The organism is Kribbella sp. CCNWLW201, assembly GCF_037203805.1.
Classification (GTDB): domain Bacteria; phylum Actinomycetota; class Actinomycetes; order Propionibacteriales; family Kribbellaceae; genus Kribbella.
Genome location: NZ_JBBCBQ010000011.1, coordinates 216,467 through 231,006, shown reverse-complemented (window position 1 = coordinate 231,006; position 14,540 = coordinate 216,467). Strand labels below are relative to the sequence as shown.

The following is a 14,540-nucleotide window of genomic DNA, read 5'->3' as shown; positions in this document are numbered from 1 at the left end:
GGGTACGTCGAACAACGCCGCGGCCAGGGGGTCACCCGTCGCACCGAGTAAACCACACACCGCACTGGTCTGGTGTGTGAGGGTTCCCACAGGGGCCTGAAGGGCTGCGGTGGAGCGGCAACAGGGTGACGATGAGGTATCGGCAGTAGTCAGCAGCCGACACCTGGCTGGTTGCTGTGTCAGGATGCGGAATCCGGACCGGTACCGACCGGTTCGGCGTACCAGTTCCAGTGTCGAGAGGTATCGCGATGAACATCGTCTCCACCCTCCGCAAGCGTCGTGCCCGCGTCACCGTCGCCGCGGCCGCCGTGCTCGCGCTCACGCTCGCAGCCTGTGGCAGCGACGAACCGAGCAGTAGCGGTGGAACCGAGGACAAGGCCGCCGCGGCCGGGATCACCCTGGTGAAGCCCGGCAAGCTGATGGTCTGCACCCACCTGCCGTACAAGCCGTTCCAGTCCAAGGAAGGCTCCGAGGTGGTCGGCTTCGACGTGGATCTCCTCGACCTGGTCGCGAAGGATCTGGGCCTGGAGCAAGAGGTCGTCAACATCGAGTGGGCCCAGGTCACCTCCGGTGCCGGCTTCAAGGCGAAGAAGTGCGACATGGGCATGGGCGCGATGACGATCACGCCGGAGCGGCAGGCCGCGATCAGCATCACCGACCCGTACATGGACGCCACCCAGGTGCTGATGGTCAAGAAGGACTCCGGCATCAAGGGCCTGGAGGACCTGAAGGGCAAGAAGATCGGCGCCCAGGCCGACACCACCGGGAAGAAGTACGCCGACGACAACAAGGCCCAGTTCGGCTACACGGTGATCCCGTTCCCGGACCTGGCGATCCAGACGAACAACGTGAAGTCCGGCCGGGTCGATGCCGCCATCAACGACAACGGCGTGCTCTACGACTTCGTCAAGGCGAACCCGGACATGGCGATCGTCAAGGAGTTCAACACCGGTGAGCAGTACGGCTTCGCCGCCCAGAAGGACGGCAGCGGCCCGAAGCTGGTGGCGAAGTTCAACGAGGTGCTGGCCAAGGCCAAGTCGGACGGTACGTACAACGAGATCTACAAGAAGTGGTTCGGGGTTGAGCCGAAGAAGTGAGCGCGCCCACCACAACCGACACCGTTGAGCGGAAGGGGCTGAGCCCGCGGCAGCGGGCTCAGCGCTCCCGCTGGATCCAGTACGCGATCCTCGTCGTCGTCATCGCGATCGCGGCGTTCGCCGCGGACTGGGGCCAGATCCGCGACGTCTTCTTCAAACCGGAGTTCATCAAGGGCGCGTTCCAGGACGGCCTGCTGACGGCGCTGGTGAAGACGATCGAGTACACCGCGGGCGCCTTCGTGATCGGCCTGATCGGCGGCACCGTGCTGGCGCTGATGAAGCTGAGCTCGGTCGGCCCGTACCGGTGGCTCGCGACGGCGTACATCGAGTTCTTCCGCGGCCTGCCGGCGATCGTGGTGTTCATCGCGTTCAGCCTGCTGCCGCTCGCCTTCGAGGGCCTGACGATCCCCTGGGATCCGTACGGCGTCGTCTGGCTGGCACTCGGGATCGTCGCCGCGGCCTACATGGCCGAGGTGGTCCGGGCCGGGATCCAGGCGGTCCCGAAGGGGCAGGTCGAGGCGGCCCGCTCGCTCGGGATGCCGCCCGGCCTGGCGACCCGGAAGATCGTGCTGCCGCAGGCGTTCCGGATCGTGCTGCCGCCGCTGACCAACGACCTGATCCTGCTGGTCAAGGACTCCTCGCTGGTGTTCATGATCGGCGTCGCCGCGGACGGGTACGAGCTGACCGGGTTCGGCCGGGACCTGGCCAACACCAACTCGAACCTGACCCCGCTGGTCACCGCCGGCTTCTGCTACCTGATCATCACCCTGCCGCTGGGTATCCTGGTCCGCCGGCTCGAGGCGAGAGGGGCGAGGACGCGCTGATGGCTCTGGTCGAGATCAAGAACCTGCACAAGTCCTTCGGCAGCAACCACGTCCTGCGCGGGATCGACTTCACCGTCGAGCAGGGCGAGGTCGTCTGTGTCATCGGCCCGTCCGGCTCGGGCAAGTCGACGTTGCTGCGCTGCGTCAACCTGCTCGAGCAGCCGCAGGAAGGGCAGGTGCTCGTCCGCGGTGAGGACATCACCGACCCGGACTGCCACCTGGACGCCGCCCGGCAGCAGATCGGGATGGTGTTCCAGTCGTTCAACCTGTTCCCGCACCTGTCCGTCCTGGGCAACTGCACCGTCGCCCAGACCACGGTGCTGAAGCGCAAGCCGGCCGAGGCGGACAAGATCGCCCGGGCCAACCTGGACCGGGTCGGCCTGAACGACAAGGTGACCGCGTATCCGGCCCAGCTGTCCGGCGGTCAGCAGCAGCGGGTGGCGATCGCCCGGGCGCTGTCGATGGACCCGTTGCTGATGCTGTTCGACGAGCCGACCTCGGCGCTGGACCCGGAGCTGGTCGGCGACGTCCTCACGGTGATGCGCAAGCTGGCGCTGGACGGGATGACGATGCTCGTCGTCACCCACGAGATGGCCTTCGCCCGCGAGGTGGCCGACCGGGTCGTGTTCATGGACGGCGGTGTCATCGTCGAGCAGGGACCGCCGGCCGACGTGATCGGGAACCCGAAGGAGGAGCGCACCCGCACCTTCCTGCGCCGCGTCCTCGACCCCACCCACGTCGAACCGACCTGAGATTCACCGCGAAGGCCCGGTCTTGTCCACAAGGCCGGGCCTTCGCCGTGCATTGACGGCTTCCAGAGTGGAAGATGTACGGCGTGGTGGGGCGATCGCCCGGCCCGACACGAGGGAGGCAGCGCGTGGGCAGCACCGGACGATCCGCGGAGGTCCGTCTGAGCATTCCGGCGGACAGTGCGTACATCGCCGTACCGCGGTCGGTGGTCGGCAACCTGGCGGCACGCAACGACTTCACCGTGGACGCGATCGACGACCTGCGGATCGCGGTCGACGAGGCGTGCGCGCTGCTCCTGCCGCAGGCGTCCGACGGCGTGCTGGACTGCGTGTTCGAGATCGACCCACCACAGCTGACGGTGCGGACCAGCGCCGTCGTACCGAACGGATGGCGTCCTGACACCACGTCGTTCGGCTGGACCGTGCTGACCGCACTGGTCGAGTCCGCCGCCGCCGAGACGATCGACGGCCGGCTCACCATCACCGTGACGGCAACCGCCACCGCCGCGGAGAAGCCGTGAGCGAGCGTAGCGAGCGAACAAAGGGTAGAGCACTGGTGTCAGTCGCGCCGGAGCCGAGCGCCAGCGAGGCGGAGGCGTGACTGACGAAAGAACCCTGGGCGAGCCCCAGGAAACCCCCGATCTGCGGACCCGGACGGCCGGCCTGTTCCGGGCGATGGCGGCCGCCGATCCGGGCGACCCGGCCCATATCGGCGCCCGGGACGGCCTGGTCTCGCTGCATATGCCGCTGGTGGAACACCTGGCCCGCCGGTTCCGCAACCGCGGCGAGCCGTACGACGACCTCGTCCAGGTGGCCACCATCGGGCTGATCAAGGCGATCGACCGGTTCGACTCCGATCGCGGTGTCGAGTTCTCGACGTACGCGACGCCGACGATCCTGGGCGAGATCAAGCGGTACTTCCGGGACAAGGGCTGGGCGATCCGGGTGCCGCGGCGGCTGCAGGAGCTCCGGCTGTCCCTGACTGCGGCGACGGCCGAGCTGACCCAGGAGCTGGGCCGTGCGCCCACCGTCGCCGAGCTGTCCGACCGGCTGGGCCTTTCCCCGGACCTGGTGATCGAGGGGCTCGAGTCCGCGAACGCGTACAACACGTTGTCGCTGGACGCGCCCGATCAGAACGAGGCGGACGCCACCACGGTCCTGGACGGCCTCGGCGGCGAGGACGAGGCGCTGGAGAGCGTGGAGTACCGGGAGTCCCTGAAACCGCTGCTGGCGCAGCTGGACACCCGGGAGAAGCGGATCCTGACGCTCCGGTTCTTCCGCGGCATGACACAGTCCCAGATCGCCGAGGAGATCGGCATCTCCCAGATGCACGTCTCCCGCCTCCTGGCCCGCACCCTCACCGAACTGAGAGCCGGCCTGCTCAAGGAGTGACCCGTTGCGTCCGAAGATCTGTGGCTATAGGCCACAGATCTTCGGACGCAACGTTCAGAGGACCGGGTGGTCCTTGGTGGGGTCGTCGGCGAGGGCTTCGGTGGAGGCCTTCTGGAAGATGCCGACCAGTACGCCGATGGCCGCCAGGGCGAGCGCGATCGCGACCGCCTTGGTGGAGCCGCCCCAGAAGCTGTACGCCACCAGGATCTGGATCAGCTGAGCGAACACGGCCGGCCCGCGGCTCCAGGTCGACGCGCGAGACAGGCCACGGGCGACGATCATCAGGCCCCCGCCGTACAGGATGAAGAAGGCGGTGGTGGTCAGTCCGAGGACCAGCCGGGAGCTTTGGATCGTAAATGCTTCGGCAATTCCGAGAACGACCAGCACGAGCCCTTCCGCAGCGACCACAGCCGCGGCTAGCTTGAGCGGTCTCGGTACGGCGGCAGCTGGGGGGTCGGTCGGCATGTCCGTCAGCTTAGGGCGTGTCTCCTGAGTCCGTGCAGCGTGATCTGCGCGGGGTGAGGAGACACTCCCTGGGTGCTCCGTGCCGAACTGTTTCGGGCGCGCGGGTCGACCACCCTGCTCTTCCTGCGTTCCCGCACGGGCCGCAGGAACCCCAGCCCCACAGGGATTTGAGGTCGCGCGTAACCCGAAGGCTGTTGGATCGGTTACTTGCAGTGAACGGGTGATTGCGGGAACGGTCCTCTGTCCGGTTACCGGACGGGGAGAACCGCTGCGCACCGGTTCGTAGTGTTAAGGAAGTGTTGTGATCTGATCGACAACTCCAGAACCCTTGTTTCACTCACCTGAGATTGGGAACATGGGCTTGTTCGTGAAAACGTTCACAACACCTCGCACCGCTACCCCCCGTGCGAAATGAACCACGAGTAAACCCGCGCTGAGTGGGCACAGACCAGGCTCACAGCGTATGACAACTACTGAGAGAGATGGGATCCGCCATGGATTGGCGCCACCGGGCCGTTTGCCTCGATGAGGACCCGGAACTGTTCTTCCCCATCGGCAACACCGGGCCCGCGATCATGCAGATCGAGGAGGCCAAGCAGGTGTGCCGTCGCTGCGACGTGCGCGAGCAGTGCCTCGCGTGGGCGCTGGAAGCCGGCCAGGACCACGGTGTCTGGGGCGGCCTGAGCGAGGACGAGCGCCGCGCCCTCAAGCGCCGTAATGCGCGCGCCCGCATCCGCACCGCCTGAGCAAGTACTTCGAGGCCCCGCGGACCATCCCGCGGGGCCTTTCGCTTTCCCCGCAGACCCGCCACGCCTTCGCCTCTGGTTGGCGGACCCACGAGAGTGTGGGTTGACTCACCGGATTCCGGTGTGCGAACCCACCCTCGGGTGGGCTGACCCACGAGAGGGAGCGGGTCAGTCCTTGACGGGGATGTCGAGGGTGACCTGGGTGCCTGCCCTGCCGTCGTGGCGGGGGCCGAAGTCGAGGGTGCCGTCGAGTTCGCCGATGACGAGGGTGCGGACGATGGACAGGCCGAGATTGCCGGACAGCTCCGAGTCGAAGTTCGGCGGCAGGCCATGCCCGTTGTCGAGGACGGTGACGTGCAGCCGGCCGACCGACCGCTCGGCGGCCAGCTCGATCGTGCCGCTCGCCTCTCCCCCGTCCCGGGACCGGAACGCGTGCTCGACCGAGTTCTGCATCAGTTCGGTCAGCACCATCGCCAGCGGGGTCGCGATCTCGGAGTCCAGTACGCCGAAACTCCCGGACCGCTTGGTCTCGACGGAGGTAGCGACCGTGGACACATCCGCGACCATCGCGGCGACCCGGTCGGCGACGTCGTCGAAGTCCACGTGCTCGTCGAACGACTCCGACAGCGTCTCGTGCACGATGGCGATCGACCCGACCCGCCGGACCGCCTCGGCCAGTGCCGCCTGCGCTTCCGGCACGGTGATCCGCCGGCCCTGCATCCGGAGTAACGCGGCGACGGTCTGCAAGTTGTTCTTGACGCGATGATGAATCTCCCGGATGGTCGCCTCCTTGGTGACCAGCTCCCGCTCCCGGCTGCGCAGCTCCGTCACGTCCCGGAGCAGGATCAGTGCCCCCACGTGCTGGGCCTCGGCGCGCAACGGGATCGCGCGCAGGAACAGCGTCGCCTCCGGGTTCTCGATCTCGATCTCCTTGGCGGCCCGCCCGGTCAGCACCGACGCGAGCACGTCGTCGACCTTGTGCCCGCTGTGCAGCAGCTCACCGGTGACGTCCTTCAGCCGGCTCCCGACCAGGTCGGTGACCAGGCCCATCCGCCGGTACGCCGACAACGCGTTCGGACTGGCGAACGTCACCATCCCGTGCCGATCGACCCGGATGCAGCCGTCGCCGACCCGTGGCGTGGTGGACAGCAGCCGCTCCCCGCCGTACGGGAAGATGCCGTCGGTGATCATCCGGGCCAGGTCCGTGGCGCTCTGCAGGTAAGCGATCTCCAGCCGGGACGGGGTCCGGACACCGAGCAGGTTGGTGTTCCGGGCGATCACCGCGATCACCCGGGTGCCGCGTCGTACCGGGATCGTCTCGACCCGGACCGGGACGTCGTCGCGCCACTCCGGGTCGCCCTCGCGGCAGATCCGGCCGCCGTCGTACGCCTGGTCCAGCAGGTGCCGGCGGCCGCGCGGGATGAAGCTGCCGACGATGTCGTCCAGGTACGCCGTCGGTCCGGTGGTGGGCCGCATCTGCGCCCCGGCCCAGAAGCCGAGGCCGTCTGTGTCCGGCAGCCAGAGCACGAGATCGGCGAACGACAGGTCGGCCAGCATCTGCCAGTCCGAGACGAGCAGTTGCAGGCGGTCCAGGTCGGCCTGGTCCAGGGTGGTGTGGTTCCGGGCTACGTCGGTCAGAGACGGCACGCCTCGATGCTACCGACGGCTTGTACCAGTACCTGCGGTGGTCCGCTCGACAAGTGGGTGTATGTAGGTGTTGATTGATCAGGCACGGATGAAAGGATGCTCGGGTGGAGTCGACGTACTGGCAGGACGTGATGGCCGCGGATTACGCGGTACCGCGCGACCGTGCGCTGACCGACCTCACCGAAGAGCTGGTCCGCGGCCTCGCCAGTACCAACCCGCAGGTCCGCGACGCGCTGGCGTACCCGACGCTGGCGACCTGGCTGGAGCGCGGCGTGTACGACGACCTGCTGCCAGGATTCGGTGACGGCCTGTGCGCCGGACTCGCGTACGGACTGGGTGAGGACGGCACTGACACCGTCTTCCGCCGGTCCTTCACCGCACTGACGCTGGCGGAGGTGATCCACCGCGACAACGCCGAGTTCCTGGTGCACGACGAGGTGGTGATGCGCTGGGGCGACCGGCTGGCCACCTGGCTGCTGCGGGAGCGCGACCTGCGCGGGTACGTGCCGGACTGCGGCTGGGCGCACGCCGTGGCCCACGGTGCGGACGCTATCGGCGCTCTGGCCCGGTCGCGGCACTGCGACGCTGGAGTGCTCCGGGCGCTGCTCGACGTACTGGCTGACCGGATCGTGAAGGACACGCAGTACCGCTGGGTGCACGAGGAGCACGACCGGGTCGCACACGCGGTGATGACGATCCTGCACCGGAACATGCTGACCAGCGACGAGTTGGAGCGCTGGCTGAAGCCGATCGCGGCGACCGCCGCCCAGCAGCCGTTGATGCACGAGACGCTGCCCGAGTGGCCGACTCCCTCGGTCTTCAACGCCCGCGGCGTACTGCACGTCCTGCTGAGTCAGCTGGCGATCGGCGTGAAGGGCTTTCCGATCCCGGGCGACGACGAACTGTTCGGCCGGCCGATCGAGGCCCGGGCCGACATGCTGCTGATGCTCACCGAGGCCGTGCAGGCCTCACAGCCCTACATCTACCGACCGGCCTCTACTCAGTCTTAGGTACGGCGATCGTCGCCACCACGGCCCGGTGATCGCTGCCCTCGATCGCGTACGTCGTGAAGCTGCCCGGCTCGAGCTGCCGGGTGAGCAGCACGTGATCGATCTGGGTCCGTGTCACCGCAGGCTGATCCGACGGCCACGTGCCGATCAATCCGCCGCCGGTCAGCGAAGCCACACTGCGACAGTTCCCACCGAGCGCGTGCCGGAAGTCCGCATGATCCGTCGTCGCGTTGAAGTCCCCCGCCACGATCGTCGGCGGATTCTGCGCACACCAGTGCCGCAGCACCTCGAGATCCTTCTTCCAGGTGGTCACCGCGGACGGCAGCGGCGGGAACCCGTGGTACGCGATCAACCGCACCTCCCCCAGGTTTCCGCCGGTGACGATGATGTGCCCGAACGTCGTCGCGGACCCGTCCTGGGTGAACTGCACCGCACCGAGTGACGACGACACCAGCACGCTCGTCGCGCTCTCCACCGCCGCACTCGGTTGCAGCGTGTAACCGTTGTAGGTAAGGCCTTGCAGGTGCGCGCGGATCTCCTCGCGGACGTCGGCCTGTGCCTCCGGCAACGAAACCAGATCGGGCTTGCGCTCCCGGATCACCTCGGCCACCCTGCCCGCATCGGCACCGCCGCCGAGCACGTTCGCGACCATGATCGTCAGCACCCGGGACCCGGCCGGCGGTGGATCCGCGTCGGAGAACTGCCGGGGAGCGGTCAACGCCGCCCCGGTCAGCGCGAGGATCAGCACGAGTACGGCGGCTATCCGCCATCCCCGCCGTACCAGCATCAGAATCCCCAGCACCAGAAGTACGGCCAGGCCCTGCGGGCGAAACGCCACGAGTTGCGCGAACGGGGTGACCTCGTCCAGGCCGACCAGCTCCGGATACAGCGGGACGGCAACGATCAGCAGGAACAGCACCGACAACACGACCCGCCGGATCAACCATGCGCGTTCGTTATCCATGAACCACCCTGAGCATCGCCTGTGTGATGTTACTTGAGCGATGGACACGTCCAGCGCCAAGGAACATTACACAGGCGATGCTTTAGATCTGGTCGCTTGTCCGGACGAACGGTAGCGTGCTCCGTTGCGCCTGTGTCCCGAGGAGGTTTGCAGTGTCCCGATTGTCCGCGGTCAAACCCGCGTACTGGATCTCCGGCGTCCTGCTGGCGATCGCGATCGTCGTACCGCTCCTGGTCTCCACCTATGCCAAGGACGAGCCCCGATTGTGGGGCTTCCCGTTCTTCTACTGGTACCAGTTCCTGTGGGTCTTCCTGTCCGCGATCATCGTCAGCATCTGCTACAAGCTGGTGATCACCGAGGAACGGAAGCGACGAGCGACACAAGGTCTCGGCAACCCGGACAAGCCGGGTACGGCGGATGGGGGCGACCAGTGAACACCAGTGTCGACTGGGTCCAGCTGATCATCGTCATCGTGATCTTCGGCGCCGTCACCGTGATGGGCTTCATGGCGGCCCGGTGGCGGAGTTCGGGCAGCCTCGAGAGCCTGGACGAATGGGGTCTGGGCGGCCGCGGGTTCGGCACCTTCATCACCTGGTTCCTGCTCGGTGGCGACCTCTACACCGCGTACACGTTCATCGCCGTACCGGCCGCGATGTACGCCACCGGCGCGATCAGCGGCTTCTTCGCGGTGCCGTACACGATCGTGGTCTATCCGATCATCTTCATCTTCATGTCCCGGCTCTGGTCGGTCTCGCACCGCAACGGCTACGTCACCCCGGCGGACTTCGTCGGCGGGCGGTACGGCAGCCGCGCGCTGTCCCTCGCCATCGCGGTGACCGGCATCCTGGCGACGATGCCCTACATCGCCTTGCAGCTGGTCGGTATGCAGGCAGTGTTCGAGACGATGGGTCTCGGCGGCGAGAACCTGCTGGCCAAGGACCTGCCGCTGCTGATCGCGTTCGCGGTGCTGGCGGCGTACACCTACTCGTCGGGCCTACGGGCGCCGGCGATGATCGCGTTCGTCAAGGACGGCTTGATCTACCTGGTGATCGCGGTGGCGATCTTCTACCTGCCGCACGTGCTCGGCGGCTGGGGAGCGATCTTCGACGCCGCGGAGACCAAGCTGACCGCGACCAACCCGGCCACCGGCAAGCCGGTCGGCGCGTTCATCCCGGGTGAGTCGGGATATTCGGCGTACTGGACACTGGCACTGGGTTCGGCGATGGCCCTGTTCATGTACCCGCACTCGGTGACCGCGGTGCTGTCGACCAAGAACCGCAGCATCGTCCGGCGGAACGCCGCGATCCTGCCGGCGTACTCGCTGCTGCTCGGCCTGCTCGCGTTGCTCGGCTTCATGGCGATCAAGGCGAACGTGAACGTCAAGGGCCTGGACGGGCTGACGAACCCGCAGCTGGCGATCCCGCGGCTGTTCGACCAGGAGTTCCCGTCCTGGTTCGCCGGGATCGCGTTCGCGGCGATCGCGGTCGGTGCGCTGGTGCCGGCGGCGATCATGTCGATCGCGGCGGCGAACCTGTTCACCCGCAACATCTACCGCGACTTCATCAAACGCGACGCCACCCCGGCCCAGGAGGCGAAGGTCTCCAAGCTCGCGTCGCTGGCGGTGAAGCTCGGTGCGCTGGCGTTCGTGCTCACGCTGGACAAGACGCTTGCGCTGAACTTCCAGCTGCTGGGCGGGATCTGGATCCTGCAGACCTTCCCGGCGATCGTGGTCGGCCTCTACACCCGGTGGTTCCACCGCTGGGCGCTGCTGGCCGGCTGGGCGGTGGCGATGTTGTTCGGCACCATCGAGGCCTACAACGTGATCAACCCGGCGACGAAGAAGCACTTCGGCGGTTCGCTGGCGAACGTCCCGTTCACCGACACCCAGTCCTACATCGCACTGACCGCGTTCGGGCTCAACCTGATCGTGGTCGTCGTACTGACGCTGGTGTTCCGGGCGCTGAAGGTGCCGGACGGCGTGGACAGCACGCACGCGTCGGACTACCGGGCCGACCAGGGCGACCCGGGTGTGAAGGACCTGCCGGAACTGCTCGACGAGGGCGGCGCCTCACCGGCCAAGTCCTAGTTCGTTGATGGCGGCCCCTTTCTTGAGGGGCCGCCATCACTCTTTGCTGCTATGTCGACACGCTGCGGGATCAGCTTGCCCGGGATTCCGGTGCGGGCGCGGCAGAATCGCGAGGGTGTTGCTGGTCCTCCTCGTCATGGTGCTCGCCGCGGGTGCGGCCTGGGCGACCGGCGGACGCTTCACCCAGTTGGCCGCCAACTCCCTGACCGGTCTGCATTGGCTGGCCGCCGCGGCGATCGGCCAGTTCCTCGGCTCCCTCGTCGGAGGTACGGCGTACCCGGTCGGCCTGATCGGCTCCGCGGTCTGCATCGCGGTCTTCCTCCGGCAGAACCTCAGCCATCCGGGCGTCGGCCTGCTCGCACTGGGTTTCTTCTGCAATGCCTTGGTGGTCGGCCTGAACGGCGCGATGCCCGTCGCGGCCGACGCCCTGGCCCGCGCCGGCGTCGGGCCCTTCGCCGGCGATCCACGCCACGAACTGTCCGACGCGTCGACCACGCTGCCTTGGCTCGGCGACGTCGTACCGGTGGCCCTCCCCGGCCTCGGACAGGCCGTCAGCCCGGGAGACGTCCTGATCGCCGCCGGTGCGGGCCTTCTGCTGTACGCCGGAATGGGCGGAACGCACCGTATACCGGCCGAAACCGCACCGGTGTGGGACGAACTGGTGCCCTGCGAGGGAACGCCCGCACTGCTCCGGCTAAAAGCGGAAACCCCGGCCGATCACCCTTCTGAGTGACTCGACCACGACCGGGTCGTACTCCGCGCCGATGCCCAGGCCGATCGACTCCATCGCCTTGCCCGGCGACTGTCCGGTCCCTTCGCCGACCAACTGCTCGTAGGCCAGCGCCACGTTGACGATCCCGCTCTCCACCGGGATGTCCGCGTTGTTGGCCCGACCGTGCCGGTACGGATCGTTCGAGTGCCGGACGATCTCGGCGACGTGATCCAGCACGCCCGACCGTTCGATGACCGAGGCACCGATCTCCGCTGCCCGCTGCCGCTCCGCCCGGGTCCGCAGCAACGAAGCCCCACCAGGACTGGGATCCGCCAACGCCAACTGGCCGACGCCCGACAACAAAGCGGCGTACTCCAACGCCTCCATCCGCGCCGGCGTCAGCCCCAGATCGTGGCCCAGGGCAACCGCCAACTGCGCCGTCCGCGCATTCTGCCCAGGACTGCTGAACCCCGCGATCTCCGTACTACGCGCCATCGACCGAACCGTCGTCCGATACGTCCGCTGCGCCGAAGCAAACCGCCGGAAAGCGAACTGCGTCAGGAACAGCGGAACGACGACCAGCGGCGGCCCCCACAGCCCGAGCAACGACGTGCCGATGGCCAGCAGGATTCCGCTGATCCCCATCGCCATCCCGATCCGGGCGGCGACCACGGTCTCGTCCCGCAGCGCGGCCGGGAACGGCTGGTTGAACCGCTCAGTCGCCTGCCCCGCTCCGATCAGCGCGTCCATGGTCGCGGCGGTGAGGACGGCGAGGAGCATCGCACCGGTCAGCGAGATGGCGTTGACCCACGAACCGTCCCAGTACAGGTCAGACGGCGTCACCGCCGAGAACACCGCCGCTGCCGCGGACACCGACAACACCCGCCGGCAGGAGACGATGATGTCCCAGCGCAGGCCGGCGAGGATCCTCGGCAGCACACCAGCCACCGTCGCCAGGCCGGTGACCGCGATGACCAGCGCGACATCGGGTGGTATCGAAACCTCCGGTGGCCGGAGCAGCGCATATCCCAACGCCGCACTGGTCGCGATGGGCGCCCGGTTGCGGCTTCGATCGACCCGGAATTGCACCATCTCGCCGATCGCCACCAGAACGCCGAAGGTGACGGCGTACGGCCATTCCGTGACACCCCGGCGGACCGTGAGGGCCAGCGCTGCCAGGCCCACCACGCCGCAGGCGAGCACGATGACGAAGCCGCTGCCCGGCCGTCGCAGCTCGGCCCCTTCTGAACTGTTCATCTAGGCATCCGGTCCGGCCGCCGAGCCGGAGGCACCGCCACCGCTGCCGAGGCTCAGGTCGTCGTGATCGATCGCCACCTGCACGCTGCCGTCGGGAGCGGGCTGGTCGGCCGCTGCCGCCTTCCAGCCATCCTTCCGGATCACCTCGACGAACGCGTCGACGAGCTGCGGGTCGAAATGGGTGTAGCGATCCTCGAGCAGGATCCGCAAAGTCTCCTCCACGCCCCGGGCCGGCCGGTACGAGCGGGTCGAGGTCAGGCAGTCGAACGCGTCGACGATGCCGATGATCCGGGCGAAGTACGGGATGTTCTCACCGGCCAGACCGGCCGGGTACCCAGTCCCGTCGTACTTCTCGTGGTGGTGCAGGACGGCGGACTTCACCTCTTCCAGGAACGGGATGTTGCCGATCAGCTCGACACCTCGGGCCGGGTGCAGCCGGATCGCATCCATCTCGGTGTCATCGAGCCGGCCCGGCTTCCGGATGATCCGGGTGGGCACACCGACCTTGCCGACGTCGTGCAGCAGACCGGCGTGCTCCAGCGCCGACTGCCGGTCGTCGGTGAGTCGCAGGTATCTGCCGAGCATGCCGACGCCTTCGCTGACCCGCTCCGAGTGTCCCCGGGTGTAGAGGTCCTTCGCCTCGATGACCTGGATGAAGGCCCGCATGGTCGCGGCCTGCGCGTTGCGCTCAGCCTCGTAGAGCGAGAGCGCCCAGCGGGCGACGAGAAGTGGGACGACCACGAGGAAGATCGCGCCGAACCCGAGGCCGGCGATCCAGACCACGGCGAGCAGCACACCGAGGAGTCCGTAACCCATCATCGGCAGCACGGTCGGCGCGGCGACCTTGCGGAGGAAGTCGAGCGGCGACGTGGCACCCCGATCCAGCCACAGCACGAGGCACATCAAGACGGCACTGACCGCCAGCCAAGTGATGATCGCAGCCGTCGCGGCAACCAGAGCGCGGCCGGGCGCATCCAAGACCTCGGTGCCACGGACATCGCCGGCCCAGACGAAGACGAGTCCGGCGGCACTGGCGCACAGCACGGCCATGGCGCCGTTGAAGACCCGCCGCATCAGGGGAAGGCGCCGGTCCTGGGTCAGAGGAAGCAGAACCGATACGACGACCGCGGCCGCCGGACCGGACAAGAGGAAAAGAGCAATGCCAACGACGTAGTCGAGCGAGGCACGAACCGGACCTACCTTGGACCGCAGCAGGACGCCGACCAGCAACAGCAGACCGAGCGTGATCGTGGCTGCGTCAGGCCGGGTATGAAACAGCGCGACAACGAGCGCGACGACAGCAATACCAGCACAGAACGCCACAGTCAGGCGCAACGGCCAGCGGCTGTTCACGCATGAACTCTAACGTTCACCACTCCCAAGCGTCACTACCTAGCACGACAGGTCACCTCCGATCAGCGGTCGCGTCTTGTGCCTTGCCGACGGCAAGGACACAGGGGGGCAGACAGCACATCGCTGACTCGTCATGATTTTGCTTCATCAGGCGCGCCGCGAAACACTGTAAGCCAGACCGTGACCCGCCGCACGACATGAAGGTGGGGGCATGGTATGAGAGACTGTGACTCTTTGC

At 67.5% G+C, this 14,540-nt stretch carries 15 protein-coding genes; 10 read left to right on the top strand and 5 right to left on the bottom strand.

Annotation, left to right across the window (positions count from 1 at the left end; genetic code table 11):
- Positions 1–248 precede the first annotated feature (248 nt).
- From V9K99_RS35480 to V9K99_RS35460, 5 genes are all read left to right on the top strand, one after another.
- Entirely contained in the window at positions 249–1,097 is an 849-nt protein-coding gene (locus tag V9K99_RS35480; protein WP_337011965.1) for an ABC transporter substrate-binding protein, read from the top strand.
- A complete protein-coding gene (locus V9K99_RS35475) occupies positions 1,094–1,921 on the top strand; it encodes an amino acid ABC transporter permease (RefSeq protein WP_337011963.1) in 828 nt (275 codons plus the stop codon). The genes V9K99_RS35480 and V9K99_RS35475 overlap by 4 nt, the downstream gene beginning before the upstream one ends.
- Complete coding sequence (locus V9K99_RS35470) at positions 1,921–2,673, top strand: amino acid ABC transporter ATP-binding protein (RefSeq protein ID WP_337011961.1); 753 nt, start codon at positions 1,921–1,923, stop codon at positions 2,671–2,673. The genes V9K99_RS35475 and V9K99_RS35470 overlap by 1 nt, the downstream gene beginning before the upstream one ends.
- Before the next feature lie 125 nt (positions 2,674–2,798).
- Positions 2,799–3,191 (top strand): ATP-binding protein, encoded by a 393-nt coding sequence (locus tag V9K99_RS35465; protein ID WP_337011959.1) that lies wholly within the window; start codon positions 2,799–2,801, stop codon positions 3,189–3,191.
- Positions 3,192–3,267: 76 nt separating this feature from the next.
- Complete coding sequence (locus V9K99_RS35460; RefSeq protein ID WP_337011957.1) at positions 3,268–4,062, top strand: RNA polymerase sigma factor SigF; 795 nt, start codon at positions 3,268–3,270, stop codon at positions 4,060–4,062.
- Positions 4,063–4,116: 54 nt separating this feature from the next.
- Here V9K99_RS35460 and V9K99_RS35455 read toward each other — a convergent pair whose 3' ends face one another.
- The gene (locus V9K99_RS35455) at positions 4,117–4,527 is read right to left on the bottom strand and encodes a hypothetical protein (RefSeq protein WP_337011955.1); all 411 of its coding nucleotides are present in this window, start codon (positions 4,525–4,527) and stop codon (positions 4,117–4,119) included.
- A gap of 494 nt (positions 4,528–5,021) precedes the next feature.
- Here V9K99_RS35455 and V9K99_RS35450 point away from each other — a divergent pair, with 494 nt between their 5' ends.
- Positions 5,022–5,273: a WhiB family transcriptional regulator gene (locus V9K99_RS35450; RefSeq protein WP_012922773.1), complete on the top strand. Its 252-nt coding sequence runs from the start codon at positions 5,022–5,024 to the stop codon at positions 5,271–5,273.
- Between the two features lie 168 nt (positions 5,274–5,441).
- On the opposite strand, the gene V9K99_RS35445 is transcribed toward V9K99_RS35450, so the two are convergent.
- Positions 5,442–6,920 carry a sensor histidine kinase gene (locus V9K99_RS35445; protein ID WP_337011948.1) on the bottom strand — a complete coding sequence of 493 codons (1,479 nt, stop codon included), beginning with the start codon at positions 6,918–6,920 and terminating at the stop codon, positions 5,442–5,444.
- A 104-nt stretch (positions 6,921–7,024) separates the two neighbouring features.
- Between V9K99_RS35445 and V9K99_RS35440 the strand changes: the two genes are divergently transcribed.
- On the top strand, positions 7,025–7,930 hold the full coding sequence (locus V9K99_RS35440; RefSeq protein ID WP_337011946.1) for a DUF2785 domain-containing protein: 906 nt from the start codon (positions 7,025–7,027) through the stop codon (positions 7,928–7,930).
- On the opposite strand, the gene V9K99_RS35435 is transcribed toward V9K99_RS35440, so the two are convergent.
- On the bottom strand, positions 7,917–8,894 hold the full coding sequence (locus tag V9K99_RS35435) for an endonuclease/exonuclease/phosphatase family protein (RefSeq protein ID WP_337011944.1): 978 nt from the start codon (positions 8,892–8,894) through the stop codon (positions 7,917–7,919). The two genes, V9K99_RS35440 and V9K99_RS35435, sit on opposite strands and share 14 nt — an antisense overlap.
- Positions 8,895–9,046: 152 nt before the next feature.
- Here V9K99_RS35435 and V9K99_RS35430 point away from each other — a divergent pair, with 152 nt between their 5' ends.
- From V9K99_RS35430 to V9K99_RS35420, 3 genes are all read left to right on the top strand, one after another.
- Positions 9,047–9,328: a DUF3311 domain-containing protein gene (locus tag V9K99_RS35430; RefSeq protein WP_337011942.1), complete on the top strand. Its 282-nt coding sequence runs from the start codon at positions 9,047–9,049 to the stop codon at positions 9,326–9,328.
- Positions 9,325–10,980 (top strand): monocarboxylate uptake permease MctP, encoded by a 1,656-nt coding sequence (gene mctP / locus V9K99_RS35425; protein WP_442914774.1) that lies wholly within the window; start codon positions 9,325–9,327, stop codon positions 10,978–10,980. The genes V9K99_RS35430 and mctP overlap by 4 nt, the downstream gene beginning before the upstream one ends.
- Positions 10,981–11,095: 115 nt before the next feature.
- Entirely contained in the window at positions 11,096–11,713 is a 618-nt protein-coding gene (locus tag V9K99_RS35420) for a DUF5317 domain-containing protein (RefSeq protein WP_337011940.1), read from the top strand.
- On the opposite strand, the gene V9K99_RS35415 is transcribed toward V9K99_RS35420, so the two are convergent.
- Positions 11,675–12,949, bottom strand: coding sequence for an HD-GYP domain-containing protein (locus tag V9K99_RS35415; RefSeq protein WP_337336421.1), 1,275 nt, complete (start codon positions 12,947–12,949; stop codon positions 11,675–11,677). The genes V9K99_RS35420 and V9K99_RS35415 overlap by 39 nt on opposite strands.
- On the bottom strand, positions 12,950–14,302 hold the full coding sequence (locus V9K99_RS35410; protein WP_337011934.1) for an HD-GYP domain-containing protein: 1,353 nt from the start codon (positions 14,300–14,302) through the stop codon (positions 12,950–12,952). It abuts the gene before it with no gap.
- Positions 14,303–14,540: the final 238 nt, after the last annotated feature.

Coding starts and splice junctions, on each gene's coding strand:
- V9K99_RS35450 (WP_012922773.1), top strand. CDS start 5,022: ATGGATTGGCGCCACCGGGCCGTTTGCCTCGATGAGGACCCGGAACTG.
- V9K99_RS35415 (WP_337336421.1), bottom strand. CDS start 12,949: ATGAACAGTTCAGAAGGGGCCGAGCTGCGACGGCCGGGCAGCGGCTTC.
- V9K99_RS35435 (WP_337011944.1), bottom strand. CDS start 8,894: ATGGATAACGAACGCGCATGGTTGATCCGGCGGGTCGTGTTGTCGGTG.
- V9K99_RS35470 (WP_337011961.1), top strand. CDS start 1,921: ATGGCTCTGGTCGAGATCAAGAACCTGCACAAGTCCTTCGGCAGCAAC.
- V9K99_RS35480 (WP_337011965.1), top strand. CDS start 249: ATGAACATCGTCTCCACCCTCCGCAAGCGTCGTGCCCGCGTCACCGTC.
- V9K99_RS35455 (WP_337011955.1), bottom strand. CDS start 4,527: ATGCCGACCGACCCCCCAGCTGCCGCCGTACCGAGACCGCTCAAGCTA.